23 protein-coding genes are annotated in these 22,385 nt (G+C 65.1%); 10 read left to right on the top strand and 13 right to left on the bottom strand.

Annotation, left to right across the window (positions count from 1 at the left end):
* Positions 1 to 3: 3 nt before the first annotated feature.
* From FY036_RS04080 to FY036_RS04050, 7 genes are all read right to left on the bottom strand, one after another.
* Positions 4 to 741 (bottom strand): ABC transporter ATP-binding protein, encoded by a 738-nt coding sequence (locus tag FY036_RS04080; protein WP_148913435.1) that lies wholly within the window; start codon positions 739 to 741, stop codon positions 4 to 6.
* Positions 738 to 2,084, bottom strand: coding sequence for an ATP-binding cassette domain-containing protein (locus tag FY036_RS04075; RefSeq protein WP_148913558.1), 1,347 nt, complete (start codon positions 2,082 to 2,084; stop codon positions 738 to 740). The genes FY036_RS04080 and FY036_RS04075 overlap by 4 nt, the downstream gene beginning before the upstream one ends.
* Positions 2,085 to 2,101: 17 nt before the next feature.
* Positions 2,102 to 3,466 carry a high-affinity branched-chain amino acid ABC transporter permease LivM gene (livM, locus tag FY036_RS04070; protein WP_148913434.1) on the bottom strand — a complete coding sequence of 455 codons (1,365 nt, stop codon included), beginning with the start codon at positions 3,464 to 3,466 and terminating at the stop codon, positions 2,102 to 2,104.
* A 4-nt stretch (positions 3,467 to 3,470) separates the two neighbouring features.
* Positions 3,471 to 4,400 (bottom strand): ABC transporter permease subunit, encoded by a 930-nt coding sequence (locus FY036_RS04065; protein ID WP_148913433.1) that lies wholly within the window; start codon positions 4,398 to 4,400, stop codon positions 3,471 to 3,473.
* A gap of 334 nt (positions 4,401 to 4,734) precedes the next feature.
* Positions 4,735 to 5,736: a 4-hydroxyproline epimerase gene (locus FY036_RS04060; protein ID WP_148913432.1), complete on the bottom strand. Its 1,002-nt coding sequence runs from the start codon at positions 5,734 to 5,736 to the stop codon at positions 4,735 to 4,737.
* 7 nt (positions 5,737 to 5,743) lie between these two features.
* Complete coding sequence (locus FY036_RS04055) at positions 5,744 to 6,979, bottom strand: NAD(P)/FAD-dependent oxidoreductase (protein WP_148913431.1); 1,236 nt, start codon at positions 6,977 to 6,979, stop codon at positions 5,744 to 5,746.
* 69 nt (positions 6,980 to 7,048) lie between these two features.
* On the bottom strand, positions 7,049 to 7,942 hold the full coding sequence (locus FY036_RS04050) for a dihydrodipicolinate synthase family protein (protein ID WP_148913430.1): 894 nt from the start codon (positions 7,940 to 7,942) through the stop codon (positions 7,049 to 7,051).
* Positions 7,943 to 8,045: 103 nt separating this feature from the next.
* On the opposite strand from FY036_RS04050, the gene FY036_RS04045 reads away from it, so the two are divergent.
* Positions 8,046 to 8,702: a GntR family transcriptional regulator gene (locus FY036_RS04045; RefSeq protein WP_148913429.1), complete on the top strand. Its 657-nt coding sequence runs from the start codon at positions 8,046 to 8,048 to the stop codon at positions 8,700 to 8,702.
* A 3-nt stretch (positions 8,703 to 8,705) separates the two neighbouring features.
* Here the strand turns inward: FY036_RS04045 and FY036_RS04040 are convergent, their stop codons facing one another.
* Positions 8,706 to 9,086, bottom strand: coding sequence for a hypothetical protein (locus FY036_RS04040; RefSeq protein WP_148913428.1), 381 nt, complete (start codon positions 9,084 to 9,086; stop codon positions 8,706 to 8,708).
* A gap of 219 nt (positions 9,087 to 9,305) precedes the next feature.
* Positions 9,306 to 10,802, bottom strand: a complete 1,497-nt coding sequence (locus FY036_RS04035; protein ID WP_148913427.1) for a CoA-acylating methylmalonate-semialdehyde dehydrogenase — start codon at positions 10,800 to 10,802, stop codon at positions 9,306 to 9,308.
* Positions 10,803 to 11,156: 354 nt separating this feature from the next.
* Here FY036_RS04035 and FY036_RS04030 point away from each other — a divergent pair, with 354 nt between their 5' ends.
* The 9 genes from FY036_RS04030 to FY036_RS03990 all read left to right on the top strand — a co-directional run bounded on the left by FY036_RS04030 (position 11,157) and on the right by FY036_RS03990 (position 18,776).
* Positions 11,157 to 12,038, top strand: coding sequence for a LysR family transcriptional regulator (locus tag FY036_RS04030; protein WP_148913426.1), 882 nt, complete (start codon positions 11,157 to 11,159; stop codon positions 12,036 to 12,038).
* Positions 12,039 to 12,115: 77 nt separating this feature from the next.
* Complete coding sequence (locus FY036_RS04025; RefSeq protein WP_148913425.1) at positions 12,116 to 12,463, top strand: RidA family protein; 348 nt, start codon at positions 12,116 to 12,118, stop codon at positions 12,461 to 12,463.
* Positions 12,464 to 12,734: 271 nt separating this feature from the next.
* The gene (locus FY036_RS04020; RefSeq protein ID WP_148913424.1) at positions 12,735 to 14,324 is read left to right on the top strand and encodes a globin-coupled sensor protein; all 1,590 of its coding nucleotides are present in this window, start codon (positions 12,735 to 12,737) and stop codon (positions 14,322 to 14,324) included.
* Between the two features lie 11 nt (positions 14,325 to 14,335).
* Positions 14,336 to 14,623 (top strand): STAS domain-containing protein, encoded by a 288-nt coding sequence (locus tag FY036_RS04015; RefSeq protein WP_148913423.1) that lies wholly within the window; start codon positions 14,336 to 14,338, stop codon positions 14,621 to 14,623.
* 2 nt (positions 14,624 to 14,625) lie between these two features.
* Complete coding sequence (locus tag FY036_RS04010) at positions 14,626 to 14,991, top strand: response regulator (protein WP_148913422.1); 366 nt, start codon at positions 14,626 to 14,628, stop codon at positions 14,989 to 14,991.
* Between the two features lie 20 nt (positions 14,992 to 15,011).
* Positions 15,012 to 17,324: a chemotaxis protein CheA gene (locus FY036_RS04005; protein ID WP_148913421.1), complete on the top strand. Its 2,313-nt coding sequence runs from the start codon at positions 15,012 to 15,014 to the stop codon at positions 17,322 to 17,324.
* On the top strand, positions 17,321 to 17,797 hold the full coding sequence (locus FY036_RS04000; protein WP_148913420.1) for a chemotaxis protein CheW: 477 nt from the start codon (positions 17,321 to 17,323) through the stop codon (positions 17,795 to 17,797). Before FY036_RS04005 ends, FY036_RS04000 begins: the two co-directional genes overlap by 4 nt.
* A gap of 103 nt (positions 17,798 to 17,900) precedes the next feature.
* Positions 17,901 to 18,290: a response regulator gene (locus FY036_RS03995; protein ID WP_148913419.1), complete on the top strand. Its 390-nt coding sequence runs from the start codon at positions 17,901 to 17,903 to the stop codon at positions 18,288 to 18,290.
* Positions 18,291 to 18,383: 93 nt separating this feature from the next.
* On the top strand, positions 18,384 to 18,776 hold the full coding sequence (locus FY036_RS03990; RefSeq protein WP_148913418.1) for a hypothetical protein: 393 nt from the start codon (positions 18,384 to 18,386) through the stop codon (positions 18,774 to 18,776).
* A gap of 254 nt (positions 18,777 to 19,030) precedes the next feature.
* Here the strand turns inward: FY036_RS03990 and FY036_RS03985 are convergent, their stop codons facing one another.
* The 4 genes from FY036_RS03985 to FY036_RS03970 all read right to left on the bottom strand — a co-directional run bounded on the left by FY036_RS03985 (position 19,031) and on the right by FY036_RS03970 (position 22,151).
* Positions 19,031 to 19,624 (bottom strand): chemotaxis protein CheD, encoded by a 594-nt coding sequence (locus FY036_RS03985; RefSeq protein ID WP_148913557.1) that lies wholly within the window; start codon positions 19,622 to 19,624, stop codon positions 19,031 to 19,033.
* A gap of 135 nt (positions 19,625 to 19,759) precedes the next feature.
* Entirely contained in the window at positions 19,760 to 20,797 is a 1,038-nt protein-coding gene (locus FY036_RS03980; protein WP_148913417.1) for a protein-glutamate methylesterase/protein-glutamine glutaminase, read from the bottom strand.
* The gene (locus FY036_RS03975) at positions 20,794 to 21,681 is read right to left on the bottom strand and encodes a CheR family methyltransferase (protein ID WP_148913416.1); all 888 of its coding nucleotides are present in this window, start codon (positions 21,679 to 21,681) and stop codon (positions 20,794 to 20,796) included. Before FY036_RS03975 ends, FY036_RS03980 begins: the two co-directional genes overlap by 4 nt.
* A complete protein-coding gene (locus FY036_RS03970) occupies positions 21,678 to 22,151 on the bottom strand; it encodes a chemotaxis protein CheW (protein WP_148913415.1) in 474 nt (157 codons plus the stop codon). Before FY036_RS03970 ends, FY036_RS03975 begins: the two co-directional genes overlap by 4 nt.
* Positions 22,152 to 22,385: the final 234 nt, after the last annotated feature.

Here is a 22,385-nt window from a genome sequence, read left to right as displayed (position 1 = left end):
CCCTCAGTGCCTTCCGCCTTCGAGGTAGGCGGCACGCACCTCCTCGCGCTTGAGCAGCTCCGCACCGGTGCCGCTCATGGTGATGTTGCCGTTGACCATGACATATCCGCGATGCGCCAGCTTGAGCGCATGGAACGCGTTCTGCTCGACAAGGAACACAGTCAGGCCCTCGGTCCTGTTGAGCTCGCGGATGACCTCGAAAATCTGCTTCACGATCAGCGGTGCAAGGCCGAGCGAAGGTTCGTCAAGCAACAGCAGCTTGGGCCGGCTCATCAGCGCGCGCGCGATGGCCAGCATCTGCTGTTCGCCGCCAGAAAGCGTGCCCCCGCGCTGCGCTGCGCGCTCCTTGAGGCGCGGGAAGAGGTCGTAGATGCGCTTCAGGTCGCCCTCGAAATGCTCCGGCGCGACCAGCTGCGCGCCCATCTTGAGGTTTTCCAGCACCGTCATGCGCGGAAAGATGCGTCGCCCTTCCGGGGATTGCGCGATGCCGAGCCGCATGATCTCATGCGTCGGCATACCGGTGATGTCCCTGCCGTCATAGGTGATCGTGCCGGCCCGCGCGCGAGGATCGCCGCAGATGGTCATCATCAGCGTGGATTTGCCCGCACCGTTGGCGCCGATCAGCGTGACGATCTCGCCGCGCCTGACGTCCAGGTCCACGCCCCGCAGCGCGACGATCTTGCCGTAATAGGTCTCGACGCCGCGTACCGACAAAAGCAGGTCTTCGGAACCCGTGGTCATTGGCCGCCCCCCTGCTTGCCCTTGCGCGTGGTCTTGGCCTTGCCCGCAGCGCGCGCCAGCACCTTCGCCTGCCCCACCCAGTCCTCGCGCTCGATGCGCCCCGGGAAGGAGAGGTAGGAGCCGACCCACTCGACCTCCTTCTTCTTCCAGGCTCCGATCTGGTCGAAATGCCAGATGCCGAGGCCGTTCAGCTTCTTTTCGTTGACCGGGCCGATGCCGTTGATACGGGTCAGCCTGTCCGGACCGCCCTCGCGGGCACCGTCGAGACCGGCAGGGCGCGTGCCGGGATGCGCCTTCGCATCGGCCAAGCCTGCAGCGGAATCCGCCTGCGCCGCGATCGCTTCGGGGGGCGGAGCGCCGTCGGCGGCTATGCCGGCTTCAGTGGCGGCCTCCTCGCCCAGGGCTTCGACCACCAGCGAGGCGATCTCGGGCTTTTCCTCGATCTCCTCGTCGTCGACGCCGAGATAGGCGGCGATGACGCGCGGATCGGTGCGCACGAACTGCGCGTCGCCGTCGGAGATTTTCACGCCGTAGTCGAGGACGACGATGTGGTCGGAAATCTCCATCACCACGCCCATGTCGTGCTCGATGAGCAGTACGGAAACGCCGTGATCGGCGCGGATGTACTGGATAAGGTCGTTGAGCGCGGAGGATTCGCGCGGGTTGAGGCCAGCCGCCGGCTCGTCGAGACAAAGGAGGTGCGGCTGGGTGCACATGGCGCGCGCGATCTCCAGCCGGCGCTGCGCGCCATAGGGCAGATCGCCGGCCGGGTCGTCCGCCCGGTCGATCAGGTCGACGCGCTCGAGCCAGTAGGCTGCCTTGTCGATGGCTTCGGCATGGGCGCGGCGATAGCCTGGCAGGCCCAGCAGGCCGCCGACAGTGTAGCTCGAGGCCACCATCAGCGTGTTGTGCTGTGCGACCAGCAGGTTTTCCAGCGCGGTCATGCCGCTGAACAGGCGGATGTTCTGGAAGGTGCGGGCCACCTTCGCCTTCTGCGAGATCTCGACGTCGGGCATGCGCTCCAGCAGGTAGACGGCGCCTTCCGCCGTCTGGCCCCACTTGTTGCTGCTGGCAGTCACGGCCGCCACGCCCTCATCCTGATGGCCGGGGCCGTGGCGCATCACGATGCGCCCTTCCGTCGGCTTGTAGAAGCCGGTCACGCAGTTGAACACCGTGGTCTTGCCGGCACCGTTTGGGCCGATCAACGCGGTGATGTCGCCGCGCCCCACGTTGAACGAGAGGTTGTCGATCGCCACGAGGCCGCCGAAGCGCATCGTCAGATTCTCGACCGTGAGGATCGGATTGCGGTCCCAGTTGGTGTCGGATCTGTCCGCAGTCGTCATCGCTTCCGCTGCCGCAATCATGCCTTGTGCCCCTCGCCCTGCCCGATCAGATCGGCACCGATCTTCTTCTTTTCCTTGAGCACGGCAGAAGGCTCGCGTGTCGAGACCAGCCCGCGCGGCTTCCAAACCATGATGAGCACCATGGCGAGGCCGAAGATCAGCATGCGGTACTGGACCGGGTCGAAGTCAGGCCCGAAGATTTGTGTCAGGAAGCCCAGATTGCGCAGCATCTCCATGCCGCCGATCATCACGATGGAGGCGATCACGATACCGATTTGCGAACCCAGCCCGCCCAGCACCACGATAGCCAGGATGATGGCCGACTCGATGAAGGTGAAGCTCTCGGGCGAGATGTAGCCCTGCCTTGTCGCGAAGAACGATCCCGCAAAGCCGCCGAACATCGCGCTGATGGCGAACGCCGTCAGCTTGGTGTTGCGGATGTTGATTCCCAGCGAACGGCAGGCGATGTCGTCCTCGCGCAGCGCCTCCCAGGCGCGTCCCACCGGCAGCTGGCGCAGCCTCGCGGTGACGAAGTAGGTGATGATCGCGAGGATGAAGATGATATAGTAGAGATAGACGAAACGGTGGATCGTCGAGAACTCGAGCCCGAAGAAGTCGGCGAACCCGCCCTCCCCACGCGTGAAGTCGAGCCCGAAGAAAGTGGGCTTCGGGATGCCAGAGACGCCGCGCGGCCCGCCGGTGAAATCAGACCAGTTGATGAGCACCACGCGGATGATTTCGCCGAATGCCAGCGTTACGATCGCGAAGTAGTCGCCTCTGAGGCGCAGCACCGGGAAGCCCAGCACGATTCCCCACATGGCAGCGAGAAGGCCGGCCAGCGGCAGCGCCACCCAGAAGCCGATGTCGAAATAGAAGGCGAGCAGGCCAAACGAATAGGCGCCCAGCGCGTAGAACGCGACATAGCCCAGATCGAGCAGGCCGGCGAAACCGACCACCACGTTCAGTCCCCACCCCAGCATGATGTAGGTCATGATGAGGATGGCGAGGTCGATATACTGGCGTTGCTGCACCGGAAACAGCGCCATCACGATGAACGGCAGCGCGGCGGCCAGCGCGAACATCACATAGCCGAACACCGTGCTGTAGCCCGACAACCTGTGCGCCATCTTGCCGATGCCGCTCTCCGGCTTCGGCGCTCCGGCAGGGGCGCGGTAGACGAAGAGGTTCAGCAAGAGACGCACCGCGAAGACGATTGCGATGGCTGTGAACCACAGGCCCCAGCGCGTCGACAGGGCCAGCCCGCCGGGCGCGATGTCCGTGCGGAGCGCCAGGAAGAAGAAGCCCAGCACTGCGACGAGCAGGGCGGCGATGAAGGCGTCGCGAATCGAATCCGCGATGCGGGTGTCTGCCGTGTTCGTCATTGCCTCAGACCTTTTCGACTTCGGGCTTGCCGAGCAGGCCCGAGGGCAGGAAGATGAGCACGATGGCCAGGATCGAGAATGCGGCCACGTCCTTGTATTCCACGCTGAAGTAGCCAGCCCAGAACACTTCGATCAGGCCGATGAGCAGCCCGCCGAGCATGGCTCCGGGCAGCGATCCGATGCCTCCGAGCACGGCGGCCGTAAAGGCCTTAACGCCTGCAAGGAAGCCGATATAGAAGTCGATCACGCCGTAGAGCAGCAGGAACATCAGGCCTGCAACCGCTGCCAGGGCCGCCCCCATCACGAAGGTCAGCGAGATGGTGCGGTCGACGTTCACGCCCAGCAGCGCCGCCATCTTGCGGTCCTGCTCGCAGGCGCGCTGCGCGCGGCCCAGCGAGGTCTTAGCGATGATGAGGGAGAAGACCGTCATCAGCACCACCGTCGTAACGATGATGATGAGCTGCATGTACGAGATCTGCACGACGATCGGGCCGGCATCCGTCATGCCGTCCATCAGCGGAATGCCTCCCTGGATTTGCGGCGGCAGCGGCTTGACGCGCGCGCCCTGCGTAACGCGAACGAAGTTCTGCAAAAGGATGGACATGCCGATGGCGGTGATGAGCGGTGCAAGGCGGAACGAGCCTCGCAGCGGCCGGTAAGCAAGCCTCTCGACGGTCCACCCCCATGCCGAGGTGAACAGCATCGCCACCAGCAGCACGATCAGCAGCACTACAGGCAGGAATGCGAAGCCGAGCACACTGGTGAGAATGAGGAACACGGCCAGCGCGATGAACGAGCTGATCATGAAGATGTCGCCGTGGGCGAAATTGATCATGCCTATGATGCCGTACACCATCGTATAGCCGATCGCGATCAGCCCATAGATCGAGCCTAGCGTCAGCCCGTTGATAAGCTGCTGGACGAAATATTCCATTTCTGTACGTCCCCTCGAGGATGTCGCGGCATGCGCGCATCCTTTTCTTTGGTTCCCCTAGTCCTATTATGTCGAGGCTGGATTGCAACACCTGAATTCGAGTGCCGCTTCTCCCCCGCGACATCGTGATGGCGTGCATCTGGCTGCAGCCCGCCCCTTGGACTAGGGCGGAAGCTATCACCGGCCAAATGCAATGTCCTTGCCTCGAAGCGGTATTCGATCTCACATCGGCGCAAGTTCGTGCGGAAATCGGTTTCGAAACCGTGTTTTCTTGCATCCCATGAATGCCGACCAAAATGCGATCCAGGGCCGGTACCTCTCATGCGCACCTCGCCTACAGGACCGAGAAGCCGTGCGCGAACGGGTCGCGATCGTCGATGAAGATGGTGTTGAGGCCAGTCATCCGCGCCCATCCACCGATGGACGGCACGATTGCGGTGTGGCCGCCCACCTGCGTTTCCTTTTCCACCCGGCCCTTGAACAGCGAGCCGATGATCGATTCGTGCACGAAGCCGTCACCTTCGCGGAGCATGTGTTTGGCGTGAAGTTGCGCCATGCGGGCCGAGGTGCCGGTTCCACAGGGCGACCGGTCGATCGCCTTGTCGCCATAGAACACCGCGTTGCGCGCATCCGCGCCGTCGACGGTCGGCGCACCGGTCCACATTATGTGGGTCAGCCGGTCGATCGAAGGGTTTTCTGGGTGCGCGAAAGCATAGAGCTCGTTTAGCCGCTGGCGCAGAACCGGGCTCCACGCGATCAGGTCGCCCGCCGAATGATCGGCCATGTCGCGATAGTTCTCTTGGCGGTCGACGATGGCGTAGAAGTTGCCGCCATAGGCGACATCGACCTTCAGCGACCCGAGTTGCGGACACTCCACCTCCAGCCCCTCGGCATAGAGGAAGGACGGCACGTTGGTGATGCGCACCTCCTCCACATACTGGCCTTCCTGCCGGTATTCCGCGATCACCAGTCCGGCCGGCGTGTCCAGCCTCAGCACACCCGGCGTCTGCGGCGTGACGAGCCCGTGCTCGATGGCCATCGTCACCGTGCCGATAGTGCCGTGGCCGCACATCGGCAGGCAGCCCGATGTCTCGATGAACAGGATAGCCACGTCGCAATCCTCCCGCGTGGGCGGATAGAGGATCGAGCCTGACATCATGTCATGGCCGCGCGGTTCGAACATCAGTCCCTTCCTGATCCAGTCGAACTCGGCAAGAAAATGCGCCCGGCGTTCCATCATCGTCGCACCGTCGAGCCGCGGCCCGCCGCCGGCAACGAGCCGCACCGGATTGCCGCAGGTGTGACCATCGATGCAGAAGAAGGAATGACGCGCCATGGTATCTTCAGAACCTCGTGGGCGAAAACGGTGACAGGTCTATCGCAGGAGTCTGGCGCGTGACGAGGTCGCGCACAAGCCGGCCCGTCGCGGCGGCTTGCGTCAGCCCCAGATGGCCGTGCCCGAACGCATAGACGATATCCGGGCTGGCGGACGATTGCCCGATGACGGGGAGGGAATCCGGCAGCGAGGGGCGATAGCCCATCCACTCGCGCCCGCCTTCGGTTTTAAGCCCCGGCAGGAAGCCCTTCGCCTTTTCCAGCATCGCGCGCGAGCGGGCATAGTTGGGTGGGCGCTTCAGCCCCGCAAGCTCCACCGCGCCGCCCACACGCAGGCCGGTCGCCAGCGGCGTCACCACGAAACCATGCCCTGAAAAGATCAGCTGGCGCTTCACGTCGAACGCATCGGCAGGCAGCGTGGTGTTGTAGCCGCGCTCGGTTTCGAGCGGCACCGCGTCGCCCAGCTTTGCCGTCAGCAGGTGCGACCAAGCACCCGCCGCTATCACCAGCGTGCGACAAGGCAGGCTTTCGCCCTGCCCCAGCTGGATGTCGATGCCTGCCTCCGACATCTCGACCTGCTCGACAGAAGCCTTGATATGCCTCGCGCCCAGCCCTTCCGCATAAGCCCACACCGCCTTGCCGAGCAGCTTCGGATCGGCCACCGTCTTCCAGTCCGGCACGAAGGTGCCCCTCGAGAATTGCGATGAAAGGCCAGGCTGCAAGGTCGTCAGCTCTTCGCCTTCGACATGACGGAATGCGACGCCGAAGCGGGCGCGGGCATCCCAGCCCGGCAAGGAGGCGCGAAATTCGCCCTTGCTTTCATAGAGTTCGAGCGAACCGTCCTCGCGCAGCATGCCGCGCGTGCCGGAGCGATCCATAAGCGCCATCCATTCGGCCTCGGCAAGCTTCATCATCGAGGCCTGCGCCGCAAGGCTCGCCTCATGGCGATCTGACAAACCTGCCCGCCAGAACCGCACGAGCCATGGAAGCAGCTGCGGCAGATAGGCCGGCGGGATCGAAAGCGGCCCCAGCGGATCCGCAAGCCAGCGCGGCAGGTTGCGCATCATCCCTTTCTGCGCCAGCGGCAGAATGTCCGAGAAGGCGAGCGCTGCGGCGTTGCCCGAACTGGTCTCCTCGCAGATGCCGATCCGGTCGATCAGGACGACCTGCCGCCCGGCTTCAGCCAGAAACGCGGCCGCGCAGATGCCGACAATGCCCCCGCCGACGATCGCGATTTCGCTCATAGGGTATCATGCCCTTTTACTCTCATCGGGTATCATACCCTGCGAGTTGGTAACCTCGGATGGGCAGGCCTAAAAAGCCGGCAGTTTCGGCCGCACGGCCAGCGCATCGACGATGACCTTCTCGACGGCGGCGCGGCGCTCGCCGAACAGCGGCATCCGCGGCGCGCGCACCCGCTCGTTCGAGCCGATGGCGTGAACTTCGGCTAGCTTGATGTTCTGAACCAGATAGGTCGAGACATCGAGGTCGAGCAGCGGGCGGAACCAGCGGTAGATGGAAAGCGCCTCGTCGCGCCGACCCTGTTTCATGAGCTGGTAGATCGCGACCGTCTCGCGCGGAAACGCCGTGACCAGCCCAGCCACCCAGCCGACCGCACCGACCGACAGCGCCTCGAAGGCCAGATTGTCCACGCCGGTGAAAAGGTCGAAGCGGTCGCCGAAGGCGTTGACGATCTCGGTCGAGCGGCGGATGTCGTCGGACGATTCCTTGACCGCGACGAACCGCGCGTCGCCAGCCAGCTCCTCCATGATCGGGATGGTGACGTCGACGCGGTAGGCCAGCCGGTTGGAGTAGATCATCACCGGCAGGTCGCCCGCCGCCGCGACCGCCTTGAGGGTCGCTACCGTCTCCTCCGGGTTGGTGTGGTAGATCGGGCTGGGCACGACCATCAGACCGTGCGCGCCGGCCTTTGCGGCGGCCTTCGCCAAGGTGCACGCATCCCGCGTCGCAGGCTCGTTCACGGTCAGAAGCACCGGCTTTCCGCCGGCCGCCGACTGCGCCGTCTTCAGCACCGCCAGTTTCTCGTCTGCATGCAGCATCGGCCCTTCGCCCAGCGAGCCACAGACGATCAGCCCGTCGCAACCCGCTTCGATCTGAAGCGCAAAGCAGCGCTCCATCTCGGCGTGATCGAGTTCATCGTCTGCCGTGAATTTCGTCGTCACGGCTGGTATGACGCCTGCCCACATGGCTTCTCTCCTTCTGATATATCAGAAATATATCTGAGGATCGAAGCCTGTCAATGGCCAGCGGGTGCTGATATATCAAATGTCGAGGACAGGGAGCAGCTTGATGAGCCAAGCCACCGAAGCGGTGACGGAGCCTGCCGCCCAGCGCGCCTACCGAGCGCTGGAGCGCATGATCGTGACGCTCGAGCTCGCACCGGGAGAAACCACCACCGAAGGAATGCTGATCGAACGGCTCTCTCTAGGACGCACGCCTGTTCGCGAGGCGATCCAGCGGCTGGCGTGGGAAGGGCTGATCGAGGTCCGGCCGCGTGCGGGACTGGCTATCGCCCCGCTCAAAGCGGCGGACTGGCCGCTGGTCGTGGATGCGCGCACCGGGGTTGAGATCGTGCTGGCGCGGTCAGCGGCCAGGCATGTGTCCGAAAGGATGATCTCGCGCCTTCACGATGCGGCAGGCGGCATGAAGGACGCAGTGTCGCGCAGCGACGTCATTGCCTTTCTCGAAGCGGACAAGCACCTGGACGAGGTGCTGGCCGAGGCGTCAGACAACGAGTTTGCCGTACGGGTCGCAGCGCCGTTGCAAACTCACAGCCGCCGCTTCTGGTATCGCTACCAGAGCGGGTCGGGGCTCGCGCAGTCTGCCGAGCACCATGTGCTCCTGATAAAGGCCGTTATGGAAAAGGACGAGCGGCTGGCGGCGCGCGAGGCCGAGAGACTCATGGCCATGCTCCGCCAGCTTGCGGAGCAGGCCGCGCGCCGCTGATGGTCAGGCGTCTACGCCGCGCACCAGCGTCGTGCTTTCGAAGCCTTCTCCGGCCGACACGATGCAGCTCTTGCCGTCCGTGCCTGTCGCAAGGATAGTCCAGCTGCCAGTCTCGGACACGAGGATCTCGACCACGGCATTGCCGTCTACCTGACCCACGGCCATCGGCGTTTCGTTGTATTGCTGTGAGAGTTCGGCGACCACTTCGTGGCGCTCGCCGCACATCGCCATGCCCAGCATGTTGACGCCCATAGCAGGCGTCTCGAGTTCCTGTGCGGGCAACGGCTGCGTCAGCAACTCCGGGCTAGTGGCGGAAGCAAGCGGCGAGGCCGCGACGATGGCGGCAGCCGTAAGAAGGGGAGTGATAAACGGAACGCGTGCCATTGCAGCCTCCTGCGCGCCGGTTGCCACTACTCTTTCCGACCTTGCCGTGGCCCCGGCTTCATCCAAAATGCCCGCGCCACATGCAGCGGACGTTGTAGATAAAAGCGATTCGCCGTCACATCGTTCCATCACGGAAACTTGTCGCCTCCCGGCGCACCCCATCGGCAAAGCAAAACGGGCGTCCGAAGACGCCCGTTTCTAAAAACTATGGAGTGCGGCTCAGTTCATCGTCGGGATCACAAACTCCGCGCCGTCCTTGACACCGGACGGCCAGCGCGAGGTGACCGTCTTGGTCTTTGTGTAGAAGCGGAAGGCGTCCGCGCCGTGCTGGTTGAGGTCGCCGAAGGACGAGGCCTTCCAGCCACCGAAGGTGTAGTACGCGATCGGCACGGGGATCGGCACGTTGACGCCCACCATGCCCACCTGCACGCGCGAGGCGAAGTCGCGCGCCGCGTCGCCGTCGCGGGTGAAGATCGCCACGCCGTTGCCCATCTCGTGGTCGTTGGCGAGCTTGATGGCGCTCTCGTAGGTCGGCGCGCGGACGACCGACAGCACCGGCCCGAAGATTTCTTCCTTGTAGATGCGCATGTCGGCGGTCACGTCGTCGAAAAGGCAGCCGCCCATGTAGTATCCGTTTTCGTAGCCCTGCATCGAGAAGTCGCGACCGTCCACGACGAGCTTGGCGCCTTCCTTGATGCCGGTGTCTACGTAACCCTTGATGCGCGCCAGCGCTTCCTTGGTCACGACCGGGCCGAAATCTGCCGAATTGTCGGTCGACGGGCCGACCTTCAGGCTCTCAACCCGGGGAACCAGCTTCTCCATCAAGCGGTCGGCGGTCTCCTTGCCGACCGGCACTGCAACCGAGATCGCCATGCAGCGCTCGCCGGCCGAGCCGTAACCCGCGCCGATCAACGCATCGACCGTCTGGTCCATGTCGGCGTCGGGCATGATTATCATGTGGTTCTTCGCGCCGCCGAAGCACTGGGCCCGCTTGCCGTTGGCCGTCGCGCGCGAATAGATGTACTGGGCGATCGGGGTGGAGCCGACGAAGCCGACGGCCTTGATGTCCGCGTCGTCGAGGATTGCATCCACCACTTCCTTGTCGCCGTTGACGACGTTGAGAATGCCGGCAGGCAGACCCGCCTCGATGAACAGTTCCGCGATGCGCATCGGCACGGACGGGTCGCGCTCGGAAGGCTTGAGGATAAAGGCGTTGCCGCAGGCGATAGCCGGCGCGATCTTCCAAAGCGGGATCATGGCGGGAAAGTTGAACGGCGTGATGCCAGCCACCACGCCCAGCGCCTGGCGCATCGAATAGACGTCGATGCCGGGGCCGGCGCCGTCGGTGAACTCGCCCTTCATCAGGTGCGGCGCGCCAATGCACACCTCCACCACTTCCAGCCCGCGCTGGATGTCGCCCTTGGCGTCGGCGATGGTCTTGCCGTGCTCGCGCGCCAGTGTTTCGGCCAGCTCATCATATTCGTTCTGGACGAGGTCGAGGAACTTCATCAGTACGCGCACGCGGCGCTGCGGATTGGTTGCCGCCCAGGCCGGCTGCGCCGCCTTGGCATTCTCCACCGCCTCACGAAGCTCGTCCTTGGAGGCCAGCGCCACCTTGCCGCGCACCGAGCCGTCCATCGGCTGCATGATGTCCTGGCTGCGCCCGCTCTTGCCCGCGACGCGCTTGCCACCGATGAAATGTCCGACCTCGATCATGACGTCACTCCCTGAAACCGTCTCTTGTCCGTTACGCCATTGTCCCCCTTCCCCCGCGTGAATGCAACGCGAGCCCGCTCGCAACCGTTGTGCGCAGGATGATGTTCCGTTTGTCAGCGAACCCGAAATTCTGCATAGTGGGGTGATGGCACCTATTTTCTGCGCAGCCTTTTCCTCAGGCAGGTTGGGGGCAAAGATACCCCCACCCCTTACCCCACCCCTCAAGGGGCTGGGGGATTCTGAGCCGATGCTGCTTGCCATTGGTTCCTTCGAGACGGCTGCCACGCTGCTGTCCCCCTCCCCCTTGATGGGTGGGGGTATCGACGCCGCCCCTCCCAACCATTGCAGCTACCCATGAACTGGGACGATGTGCGCATTTTCCTGGCGGTGGCGCGGGCAGGACAAATCCTCGGAGCGGCCCGCCGCCTCGAGCTTAACCACGCCACCGTTTCGCGCCGTATCGCCGCGCTTGAGCGCGCGCTGGGCGCGAAGCTGTTCCGCCGCCTGACCACGGGCTCCGAACTTACCGAGGAAGGCGAACGCTTTCTCAACGTAGCCGAACGCATCGAGGCGGACATGATCGCCGCGCGCGCCGAGATTGCCGGGGAAAGCGACGAGATTGCAGGCGTGGTGCGCATCGGGGCGCCGGACGGTTTCGGCGTGGCGTTTCTGGCACCCAGGCTGGGCGCACTGACCGAGCGCCACCCCGGACTGTCGATCCAGCTCGTGCCGGTGCCGCGCTCGTTCTCCCTGTCGCGGCGCGAGGCCGACATCGCCATTACGGTCGAGCGCCCCACGGAAGGCCGGCTGGTGGCCGGCAAGCTGGTCGACTACACGCTCAGCCTCTACGCCTCGCGCGACTACGCCGAACGGTATGGCTTGCCACGGAGCGTCGCCGACCTGAAGCAGCACCGGCTGATCGGCTACGTGCCCGACCTGCTCATCAGCCTGTCGCTCGACTACGGGCCCGAGATCATGCCCGACTGGCAGGCGAGCTTCGCCGTGTCCTCGGCGCTGGGGCAGGTCGAAGCCGTGCGCTCGGGCGCCGGCATCGGCATCCTGCACACCTTCATCGCCCGCGCTCATGAAGACCTCGTGCCGGTCGCCATCGCACCGCCAATCCGGCGCGGATATTGGCTGGTCTATCACGAGACGGTCAGGCCCCTGCGGCGCGTGCAGGCGGTATCGGCTTTCATCGCCGCCGCGGTCGAGGCCGAACGCGCGCGTTTCGTGTGAGCCCGCTTTTCGTCTGAGCCATTGCCTGCCCAGTGTGAAGGCAATAGAACGCGCCCAGCCAAACAGGAGAGGTTCCCATGAGCATCGTTCGTCACGAAACCGGCCCCCGCATGAGCCAGGCCAACATCCACAACGGCATCGTCTATCTGGCGGGCCAGGTTGGCGAAGGCGCGTCCGTCAAGGAGCAGACCCAGTCCATTCTGGCCGAGATCGACCGCCTGCTGGCACTCTCCGGCTCGTCGAAGGAGCGTATCCTCACCGCACAGATCTGGCTTGCCGACATGGCCGACTTCGCCGAGATGAATGCGGCATGGGACGCTTGGGTGCCGGCCGGCAACGCGCCTGCCCGTGCCACCGGCGAGGCCAAGCTGGCAGCGCCGAAATACAAGGTCGAGATCATCGTCGTCGCGGCGCAGAACGCCTGACGCACTATTCTGCAAACGAAACGACCGGCGGCCGCGAGGTCGCCGGTCGTTTCGCTTTTGCGCCCGATTCCCCAACGTAACCGCAGCGCCCTTGCAGCGTGGGGCCTGTGTTAACATCAACTAAACCAATCCCCGCTTATTCAGGCATAGGGGCTTGGTGGGGGAACGACCAAAGGCATGATGCCGCGCTCCCGATCCGGCTGGACCGGAATGTCGATTTTTCCAGATCAGCGCATGGCCGCTTCACCCGGCGGCTCGGGACTTTCCGTCAATGGTCGCATCGCATGCGAAACAGGTGACGCTCGCGCAGCGGCTCGACTTCTTCGGCATTGATTCCGGAACCCGCGAGAATCTGCGGACGCTGAAGCCTCTGCTTTCTCGTAATATCTGCGATGCGCTTTCCGTCTTCTACGACAAGGTTCGCGCCACCCCCCAGACCAGCACGTTCTTTTCCTCCGACAGCCACGTCGTCTCCGCCAAGGGCCGGCAGGAGGCCCACTGGTCGGGAATAGCCGAGGCCACGTATGGCGATGGCTACGAACAGGCCGTGCGGCGCATCGGCAAGACCCATGCACGGCTCGGGCTCGAACCCACCTGGTATATCGGTGGATACGCGCTCATCGCGGAGCATCTGGTCACCGCAGTGGTGAAGGACCAGTGGCCGCGCCTCTTCTCGCGCAGCGGCCCGGAAGCCATGAGCGCCGCGCTTGTCGCGCTGCTCAAGGCGATGATGCTCGACATGGATCTCGCCATCTCCACCTATCTGGAGGCGCTGGACGAGAAGCGCGAAGAAGCCGAAGAAGCCCGGCTGGAGTCGGAACGCCGCCAGAGCGAGGCGATCAAGGCGATCTCACGGGCGCTTGGCAGCATTGCCGCCGGCGACCTGACGACGCGGCTCGACGACCGGCTGGCGCCGGAGTTCGACCAGCTCAAGGCAGACTTCAACCAGACCGCCGCGGCGCTGGCCGGCACGCTTTCCTCGGTCGCCCAGTCGGCGGACAGCATCGGTTCCAGTTCGGAGGAGGTCGGCCGCGCGGCCGACGACCTGTCGCGGCGCACCGAGCAGCAGGCGATGCGGCTGGAGCAGACCGCCGCCGCGCTCAACCAGATCACCGACAGCGTCAAGCGCGCCGCAGAGGGCACATCTCAGGCAGCCGCCAAAGTAGTTTCCACCCGCGACGAAGCCCGCCATTCCGGCGAGATCGTGCGCAGCGCCGTCCAGGCTATCAGCGCCATCGCAAAATCCTCGCACGAGATTTCGCAGATCATCGGCGTCATCGACGAGATCGCGTTCCAGACCAACCTGCTGGCGCTCAACGCCGGCGTGGAAGCGGCGCGCGCAGGCGAAGCGGGCAAGGGCTTCGCCGTGGTGGCATCCGAGGTGCGGGCACTTGCGCAGCGCTCGGCCGGTGCCGCCAAGCAGATCAAGACGCTGATCTCGACCAGCTCCGCCCAGGTGGAGCAGGGCGTCAAGCTTATGGCCGAGACCGGCGAGGTGTCCGAGCGCATCATCGCCAGCGTGGTCGAGATCGACGGCCTGGTCGCCGGTATTGCATCGTCGTCGCGCGAGCAGTCGATCGGCCTTTCCGACATCAACACCGCCGTCAGCGAGATGGATCGGGGCACGCAGCAGAACGCGGCCATGGTCGAGCAGACGACGGCCGCCGTGCACTCGCTGCGCAGCGAGGCCGCCACACTGGCGCAGGGCGTGTCCGCCTTCGTGCTGGACGGCGCCCCGCGTGCAAGGCCGCGGGCGGCAGAACCAGTTTCACCGCCGGCGCGGGGGCGGCCGGTTTATGCAACCGCAGGGGCGACAGCTCTCGCGGTGGGGCCAGAAGCTTCCGATTGGGAAGAATTCTAGAGGAGAGGGGCATGGGCAAACCCGCTACGGGGAGCATGACGCTTCCGGACGAACTCGACATCAAGGCGGCAGGACCGCTGGCGGCCGAACTGATCGCGGCGCGCGGCAAGGATCTGACGCTCGACGCGTCGCAGGTGGAGCGCGTGGGCGGGCAATGCCTGCAGGTGCTGCTCTCGGCGGCCGCCACCTGGGGTGCCGACGGCGCCGAGCTGACCATCGAGGAGCCCTCCGCCGCATTCGCCGACGCGATCCGCATCGCAGGCCTCGACCTCACGCAGTTCACGGCAAGGAGCGCCTGACGATGCCCAAGACAATCCTGACCGTCGACGATTCGCGCACCATCCGCGAGATGCTCAAGGCCGCGCTGCTGGACGCCGGCATGGAAGTCGTGCAGGCCGAAGACGGCATCCACGGCCTCGAAGTGCTGGAAAGCTGCGAGCCGGACGTCATCATCACCGACATCAACATGCCGCGCATGGACGGCTTCGGCTTCATCGAGGCCGTGCGCGGCAACGGCAAGCACCGCGCCATTCCGATCCTCGTGCTGACCACCGAAAGCACCGACGACAAGAAGGACCGCGCGCGCCGCGCCGGCGCCAGCGGCTGGATCATCAAGCCGTTCGACCCCGTCAAGCTTGTCACCGCGATCAATCGCGTCGCCGCGTAAACGAGAGAGGATAGCGTCTCATGGATACGATGGCCGCCATCAAGCAGACCTTCTTCCAGGAGTGCGAGGAGCAGCTCGCCGAGATGGAGGACGGCCTGATGATGATCGAGCGCGAGGAGGGCGATCTGGAGACGATCAACGCCGTCTTCCGCGCCGTTCACTCGATCAAGGGAGGCGCGGGCGCCTTCGGGCTGGACGACCTCGTCCGCTTCGCCCACACCTTCGAAACCACGCTCGACGGCATGCGCAGCGGCAAGCTGGAAATCACGCCGCAGATCGTTAAGCTGATGCTGCGCTCCGCCGACATTCTGGCCGACCTCGTGCGCATCTCGCGCGATGGCGGCGAGATGGACGAGACGCGCGTGTCGCAGATGGCCGACGAGCTTTCGCGGGCCAGCGGTGCTGCGCCTGCTCCAGCCCCTGCCCCTCAGGCAGCCTTGGAACCCGTCGTGGCTTTCGGCGACGGGCAGGTGGACGAGTTCGGTTTCGCGCCGACGCCGGTCGCCTTCGATTTCGGCGGCGACACGGCAGCAAACGAGCCGGAGACCGACGAGTTCGGCTTCGCGCCGGTCAAGATCGACTTCGACAACATGCTGGCCGACGACGGGGCCGCGGGCAATCTGAAGGGTTTCGAGATCGCCTTCGCGCCCCGCGCCGAACTCTATGCCAAGGCCAACGACCCGCTGCGCCTGCTGCGCGAGCTTGGTCGCCTGGGCGACATGAAGGTTGCCTGCGACGCCTCGCAAGTTCCACTGCTGGGCGAGATTGACCCCGAAGGCGCATACCTCACCTGGAAGATCAGCCTCGAAACCGAAGCCGACGAGCGCTCCGTGCGCGAAATCTTCGAGTTCGTGGAGTTCGATTGTGACCTTTCGGTCCGGCCGGTCCGCGAGGGCATGGACGAGGCGACAGCCGAAGACACCGTCAAGGCGGTGCTGGCGCAGGTGACCGCCCAAGCAGCGGTCGAAGTGGTCGCCGCACCCGCAATAGCGCCGGTCGTTTTCGCCGAACTGGCGGCAGCGCCGTCGCCTGCTCCCGTCGAAGCCGTGGCTCCGGTGGCGCCGGCGAAAGCCCCCGCCAGCGCCAACACGCAGGCCGCACCGCAACAGGCCGGCCAACAGCCCGGCGCAACGATCCGCGTCGATCTCGACCGCGTCGACCGGCTGATCGACCTTGTCGGCGAACTGGTCATCAACCAGTCGATGCTGGCGCAGCGCGTCACGGAAGCGGGCATCGCACGCCTCTCCGACGTGGCCGTCGGCCTCGACGATCTGGAGCACCTGACCCGTGAGATCCAGGACTCCGTCATGGCGATCCGCGCCCAGCCGGTGCGCCCGATCTTCCAGCGCATGGCCCGCGTTGTGCGCGAGGTGGCCGACATGACCGGCAAGTCGGTCCGTCTGGTCACCGAGGGCGAAAACTGCGAGGTCGACAAGACGGTGATCGAGCGCCTTGCCGATCCCCTCACCCACATGATCCGCAACGCCATCGACCACGGGCTCGAAAAGCCGGAAGACCGCGTCGCCGCCGGCAAGCCGGAACAGGGCGTGGTCCGCATGATCGCGGCGCACCGGTCCGGCCGCGTGGTCATCGAGGTGTCCGACGACGGCGCAGGCATCAATCGCGCCAAGGTTCGCGAGATCGCGGTCAAGAAGGGCATCATCGATGCCGACGCACAGCTTACCGACGCCGAGATAGACGACCTCATCTTCGCGCCGGGCTTTTCCACCGCGGCCACCATCTCCGACGTTTCGGGACGCGGCGTCGGCATGGATGTCGTGCGCCGCTCTATCCAGGCGCTGGGCGGCCGCATCACCATCTCGTCGCGGCCCGGCCACGGCACAACCTTCTCGCTTTCGCTGCCGCTGACGCTGGCGGTCCTTGACGGCATGGTCGTCACCGTGGCCGGCCAGACGCTCGTGGTGCCGCTGTCGGCCATCGTCGAGACGCTGCAGCCGAAGGCGGCCGACGTCCACGGCCTCGGCGAGAAGGCGCGCGTCATCGCCATTCGCGGCTCGTTCATCCCGCTGGTCGATGTCGGCTCGGTGCTGAGCTATCGCGAGGACGAGGCCGACCCGCTGCAAAGCGTCGCGGTGATGGTCGAGACCGAGAACCAGACCCAGTGCGCGCTGATGGTCGATGGCATCATCGGGCAGCAGCAGGTGGTCATCAAGAGCCTTGAAACCAACTATGGCCACGTCTTCGGCGTGGCGGCAGCGACCATTCTGGGCGACGGCAGGGTGGCCGTCATTCTGGATGTCGATGCAATCGTCGCCGGATCGCGCCAGGACGCAGCGCGCGCAGAGGCCAATCGCAAGAGGAGCGCAGCATGACGCAGGTCAGGGAACAAGACGTGACCGCCAACAACGAGTTGATCGCCTTCCGTCTTGGCGAGCAGGAATTCTGCGTCGACATCATGTCGGTGCGCGACATTCGCGGCTGGACGCCGACGACGCCGCTGCCGCACTCTTCCGCCTACGTGAAGGGCGTCATCAACCTGCGCGGCGCGGTGCTGCCGGTGGTCGATCTGGCCGCCCGCCTCGGCTTCGAGCCGGCGGAACCGAGCGCACGCCACGTCATCATCATCACACAGGTCGGAAACCAGACCATCGGCCTTCTGGTCGATGCGGTCTCCGACATCCTGACGGTGAACTCCGGCTCCATCCAGGCGACGCCGAACGTCGCGTCCGAGCTGGCCCGCGCCTTCATGAAGGGCGTCATCGCGATGGAGGGCCGCATGATCAGCCTCATCGCGCTCGACAACGTCCTGACCCAGAACCAGAGCGGACAAGGTCTGCTGAATTGACGAAACAACCCCACCTGGACGCCCCGATGCGGAAGACGGCGCCAGGCAGGAATATTCCGCGCGAGCCGGGCCATTCTCGCGCGTGCAACGAGGAAAGCGTGCCATGTCACTTCTAGCCCAGTTGAAAATTCTCGTCGTCGACGACACGACGACGAGCCGTCTTCTCGTAAGAGATGCGCTCGAGACGTTAGGCTTCCGGAACATCCAGGTTGCCGCCGACGGCGAGCAGGCTATGAAAATGATGATGGCGACGCCATCGCATCTCATCATCTCGGACATGAACATGCCGAAGATGAACGGGCTTCAGCTTCTTCACGCGATCCGCACCTACAAGCCGACATCGCGCGTACCCTTCATGATCCTCACCGGCAGCCCCGACCGGGCCGTGCTGGACGAAGGGCGCAAGCTGGGCCTCAACAACTACCTCACAAAGCCGTTCAATCCCGACCAGCTCCGCCGGGCGCTGGAAGCGATCGTGGGCAAGTTGCACTAGCGATGACTGGTGCGGCGGGTCACCCTGCCGCGCCCGCACTTTCCGGCCGTGGTATGCGGCCGCAGGTTACGAGTAAGCGTAGGAACGAGTAGCATGAGCCTTCCCGAACGCGACGATGAGGTTTCGCTGCGCCATGCCGAGAGCATCACCGAGGTGCTCGCGCGCATCCATTCGGAACTCGAGGACATCGCGCGCCGGATCGACCACAACCAGGCCATGATCGCCCGGTCCACATGGAATATCGGCGCGATCGACGAAGACTACGTCAAGGCCATGCAGGACGCCGACCTCAGCGCACAGCGCATTGCCGGCGTAGCCGAGTTTCTCCGCGCAATCGGCGATGCGACCCATCCGCACTGGCGCATCGACACGACCGCTGCCACCGGCACCCTGAAGCTGACCGAGCTGATACGCTCGATCGGCCAGGCCGGCCTCGACATACAGGCCAAGGACGAAGACGCCGCCGGCGACGTCGACCTTTTCTAGAGCCGTCCGGAGTGGAGGCCTGTTTTTGCGTCGTGAAATGCGCAAGGACACGATGCTGAAGCGAGGCGCTTGATCCAAAGATCGCGCTGTCGCTCTGGTCCGCCCCGGCTGCGCCGTTCAATAGATCCCGATTCGGCCGTCGCAGCCGCTCCTTTGGCCGGGATGACGATGGATGGTCGGGGCACCTGCGCTGGCCCCTGTAACATTGCGGCCCGCGAGCGAGAAACGCCCACCCGCAGGCCAAGAAATGTTCCCTAGAAAAGCTCTACCGAGCCGTCGCTCTCGACCGGAGGTATCGGCCGCGTGCGCCTTTCGGCGTCGAAGACCTGAATGTTTTCGCGCTCCATCAGCGACTGGCGCGCCCTGCCCGACACGGGCCAGAACTGCACCTTGCGGCCATGTTCGCCCAGCAGGCTGCCGCCGACATGGCGGATTCCCTCATCGGCGAGAAACCGCAGTGCGAACTCGGCATTCTGCCTGCCTACGTCCGTCAGCCCGTCGATCAGTCGCGCCCCACCGAACAACTTGGCCTCCAGCCTGTCGCGCCGCGCGCCCCGCGACAGCAGCGCATTGACCAGCAGTTCCATGGCGTGCACGCCGTGGCGCTGCGCCTGCGTATCGGCGCTTTGCGTGCGCCCTCCCGGCAAAAGAAAGTGGTTCATGCCGCCGATGCCGGCGACGGGATCGCGCATGCACGCCGCCACGCAGCTCCCCAAAAGGGTGGTCAGCACCGCCTCGGGATCTTCGGAGACGAACTGTTCGCCCTGAACGACATGCACCCGCAGGCTGCCCGTCGCCGTAGAGCGAACGCTGCCGATCCGGCTGTGCTCGATCGTGCCGCTCGTCATAGCCGCAGCCTTTGCGCACGGCAGGGCGGCCTCGCGGCCCATGCCACGCGGCGATCCCCGGCGAACCAGACACGACGGTTTGCTAGATCGGAAGAACTTTCATTGAGTGTGTGCATCTGGCCCCCCTGCTGCACATCAGACTGTTTCCCTGGTGGTGTTGCACCGATTGATGATCTCGGCGCCAATGCGTTCGAGCGGCAATTGCCGCTCCACGCCGCCGATCTCGAACGCGACCTTGGGCATGCCGTAGACGACCGAGGTCTGCTCGTTCTGGCCGATGGTCGTCGCGCCCGCGTTGTGCATTGAAAGCAGCCCCTGCGCGCCGTCCCGGCCCATGCCGGTGAGGATCACGCCAACGGCGCTCCTCCCGGCCGTTCTGGCGACCGAATCGAACAGCACGTCCACCGATGGACGGTGGCCGTTGACCGGCGGTTCCGGCACCAGCCTGCACCGCAGCTGCGTCGATCCCACAACCTGAAGATGATTGTCGCCGCCCGGTGCGAGATAGATCTGGCCCGCGCGAAGCTGCGCGCCTTCGCTGGCTTCCTCGACATGGGCGGCGCAAACCCGGTTGAGCCGTTCGGCGAAGCTTCTGGTGAAGGTGCCCGGCATATGCTGGGTAATCACCGTCGGCGGGCAGTTGGCCGGAAAGGCCGAGAGGACCGACAGCAGCGCCTCGACCCCGCCGGTCGACGAGCCGATGGCCACGATGCGGCCGTCCGGCTTGAAGTTTGCGTTCGCGGCATGGTTCGGCGCGCGGTCGGCGCTGCCGCGCACGCGCGCACGCGCCGCGGCCTTCACCTTGGCGGCCAGCCCGGCAAAGGCCTGTTCGGCGGGCAGCCCGGCCGTCGGCTTGCCCACGCAATCCACCGCGCCAAGCTCGAGAGCGGCGAGGCTGACATCGGCGCCGACCTGGGTCAGCGTCGAGACCATGACCACCGGCATCGGCCGCAGGCGCATGATCTTTTCCAGAAAGGCCAGCCCGTTCATGTTGGGCATCTCGACGTCGAGCGTGATGACGTCCGGGTCGAGCTGCTTGATCGCCTCGCGCGCTTCCAGCGGATCGCCCGCCTGCCCCACGACGGTGATTTCCGGATCGCGGCGCAGCACGGCCGAGATCAGGCTGCGCATCGTGGCGCTGTCGTCGACGACGAGGACCTTGACCGAACTCATGACGTGCCGTCCTTGAGGCGGTAAGTCGTCAGGCCGTCGGTCTCGAATTTGGCCATGTCGGTGACGCGCTCCGAATGGCCGACATAGAGCCTGCCGCCCGGCGTGAGCAGCGGCGCGAAGCGCGACCAGATGCGCGCCTGCGTCGGTTCGTCGAAATAGATCACCACGTTGCGGCAGAAGATGGCGTCGAACCTGCCCTTCATCGGCCAATTGCCCATGAGGTTGAGTTCGCGGAACGAGACCAGCCGCCGCATCTCCTCGCCCGTGCCCCACGCGTCGCGGGCGCCGTCCTTCACGCGCACCATCCAGCGGTCGCGCAAAGCCGCCGGAACCGGCTGCACCGCCTCGTTGGAATAGACGCCGGCGCGCCCGGTCGCCACCACGTTGGGGTCGATGTCCGTCGCCAGGATGCGCACGTCGTACTGAGCCGCATCCGGCAGCACTTCAAGCATCGTCAGCGCGATGGAGTAGGGCTCCTGCCCGGTGGAGCACCCCGCCGACCATATTCTCACGCGGCCGCGCGCCTTGGCGCGGGCGGCCAATTCGGGCAGAACCCGCGTCTTGAGATGCTCGAAGTGATGCGGCTCGCGGAAGTAGCGCGTGACGTTGGTGGTGAGTGCGGCCAGCATGTTCTGCCGCTCGCTCACGCCCTGCGAGCCGCCGACGAACTGGCAATAGTCGCGGAAGCTTTCGAGGCCCAGCGCGCGCAGGCGCTTGGCAAGCCGAGAATAAACAAGTGAGGCCTTGCTTTCCGACAGCGCGATCCCCGCATCGTCGTAGAGCATGCGCGCGATGGACAGGAAGTCGTCGTTGGTGAAAAGGAATTCTCCTTCGACCAGCGCCTTTTGGCGCTCCCCGGCGGTCGAGCGAACTGCGGTCGTCATGCGGCATCAGCCTCGTATTGGTCGGGAAGGATGCGCTCCAGCCCGATGAGGCCGATCATGCGGCCCTCGACGGCGAGTATGCCGCGAATGAAGGAACGTACCGTGTCGCTCGCCACGTTGGGCGTCGGCTGAAGCATGTCCTCGGTGACGCTGAGGATGTCGCAGACCGCGTCGACGAGGAGCCCCGCCTCCTGCTCGCCCAGGCGGACCACGATGATGACATGCCGGGCTTCGGGTGTCGTGAGGCCGAAGCCGAGCCGTGCGGACAGGTCGACGATCGGCAGCACCGTCCCGCGCAGGTTGATGACCCCGCGCATGAATTTCTGCGCATGCGGCAGCGGGGTGGCCGGAGTCCAGCCGCGGATCTCGCGCACCGACATGATGTCGACGCAGAACTCCTGCTCGCCGACGCGGAATGCGATCAGCTCGCGTATGCGGTCGGAAGCCCTTCTGTTGTGATGTTCGCTCATTCGTCGTCCCGAGACCCCGCTGAAGCATGAAGCAGCCTGCAGCAGCTTCACGCGCCGAGAGTGTGACCGACCGCGTTAATTTCACGTTTAGTCCGCGCTGCGGCCGGTCACCACGATATGCCGCCGCCTTGTTGCGGCGGTCTGTTTTGGTTTCAGAACTCTTCCCAGCCGTCGTCTGCGGGCTGTGAAGCCAGCAGTGCTGCGGCCTGTCCGCCTGCGGTGGCCACGCTCTTG

It is taken from the genome of Neoaquamicrobium microcysteis, from assembly GCF_008180155.1.
Taxonomy (GTDB): Bacteria; Pseudomonadota; Alphaproteobacteria; order Rhizobiales; family Rhizobiaceae; genus Aerobium; species Aerobium microcysteis.
The sequence above is the reverse complement of the archived record's forward strand: the minus strand, read 5'-3'. Positions and strand labels throughout refer to the sequence as shown.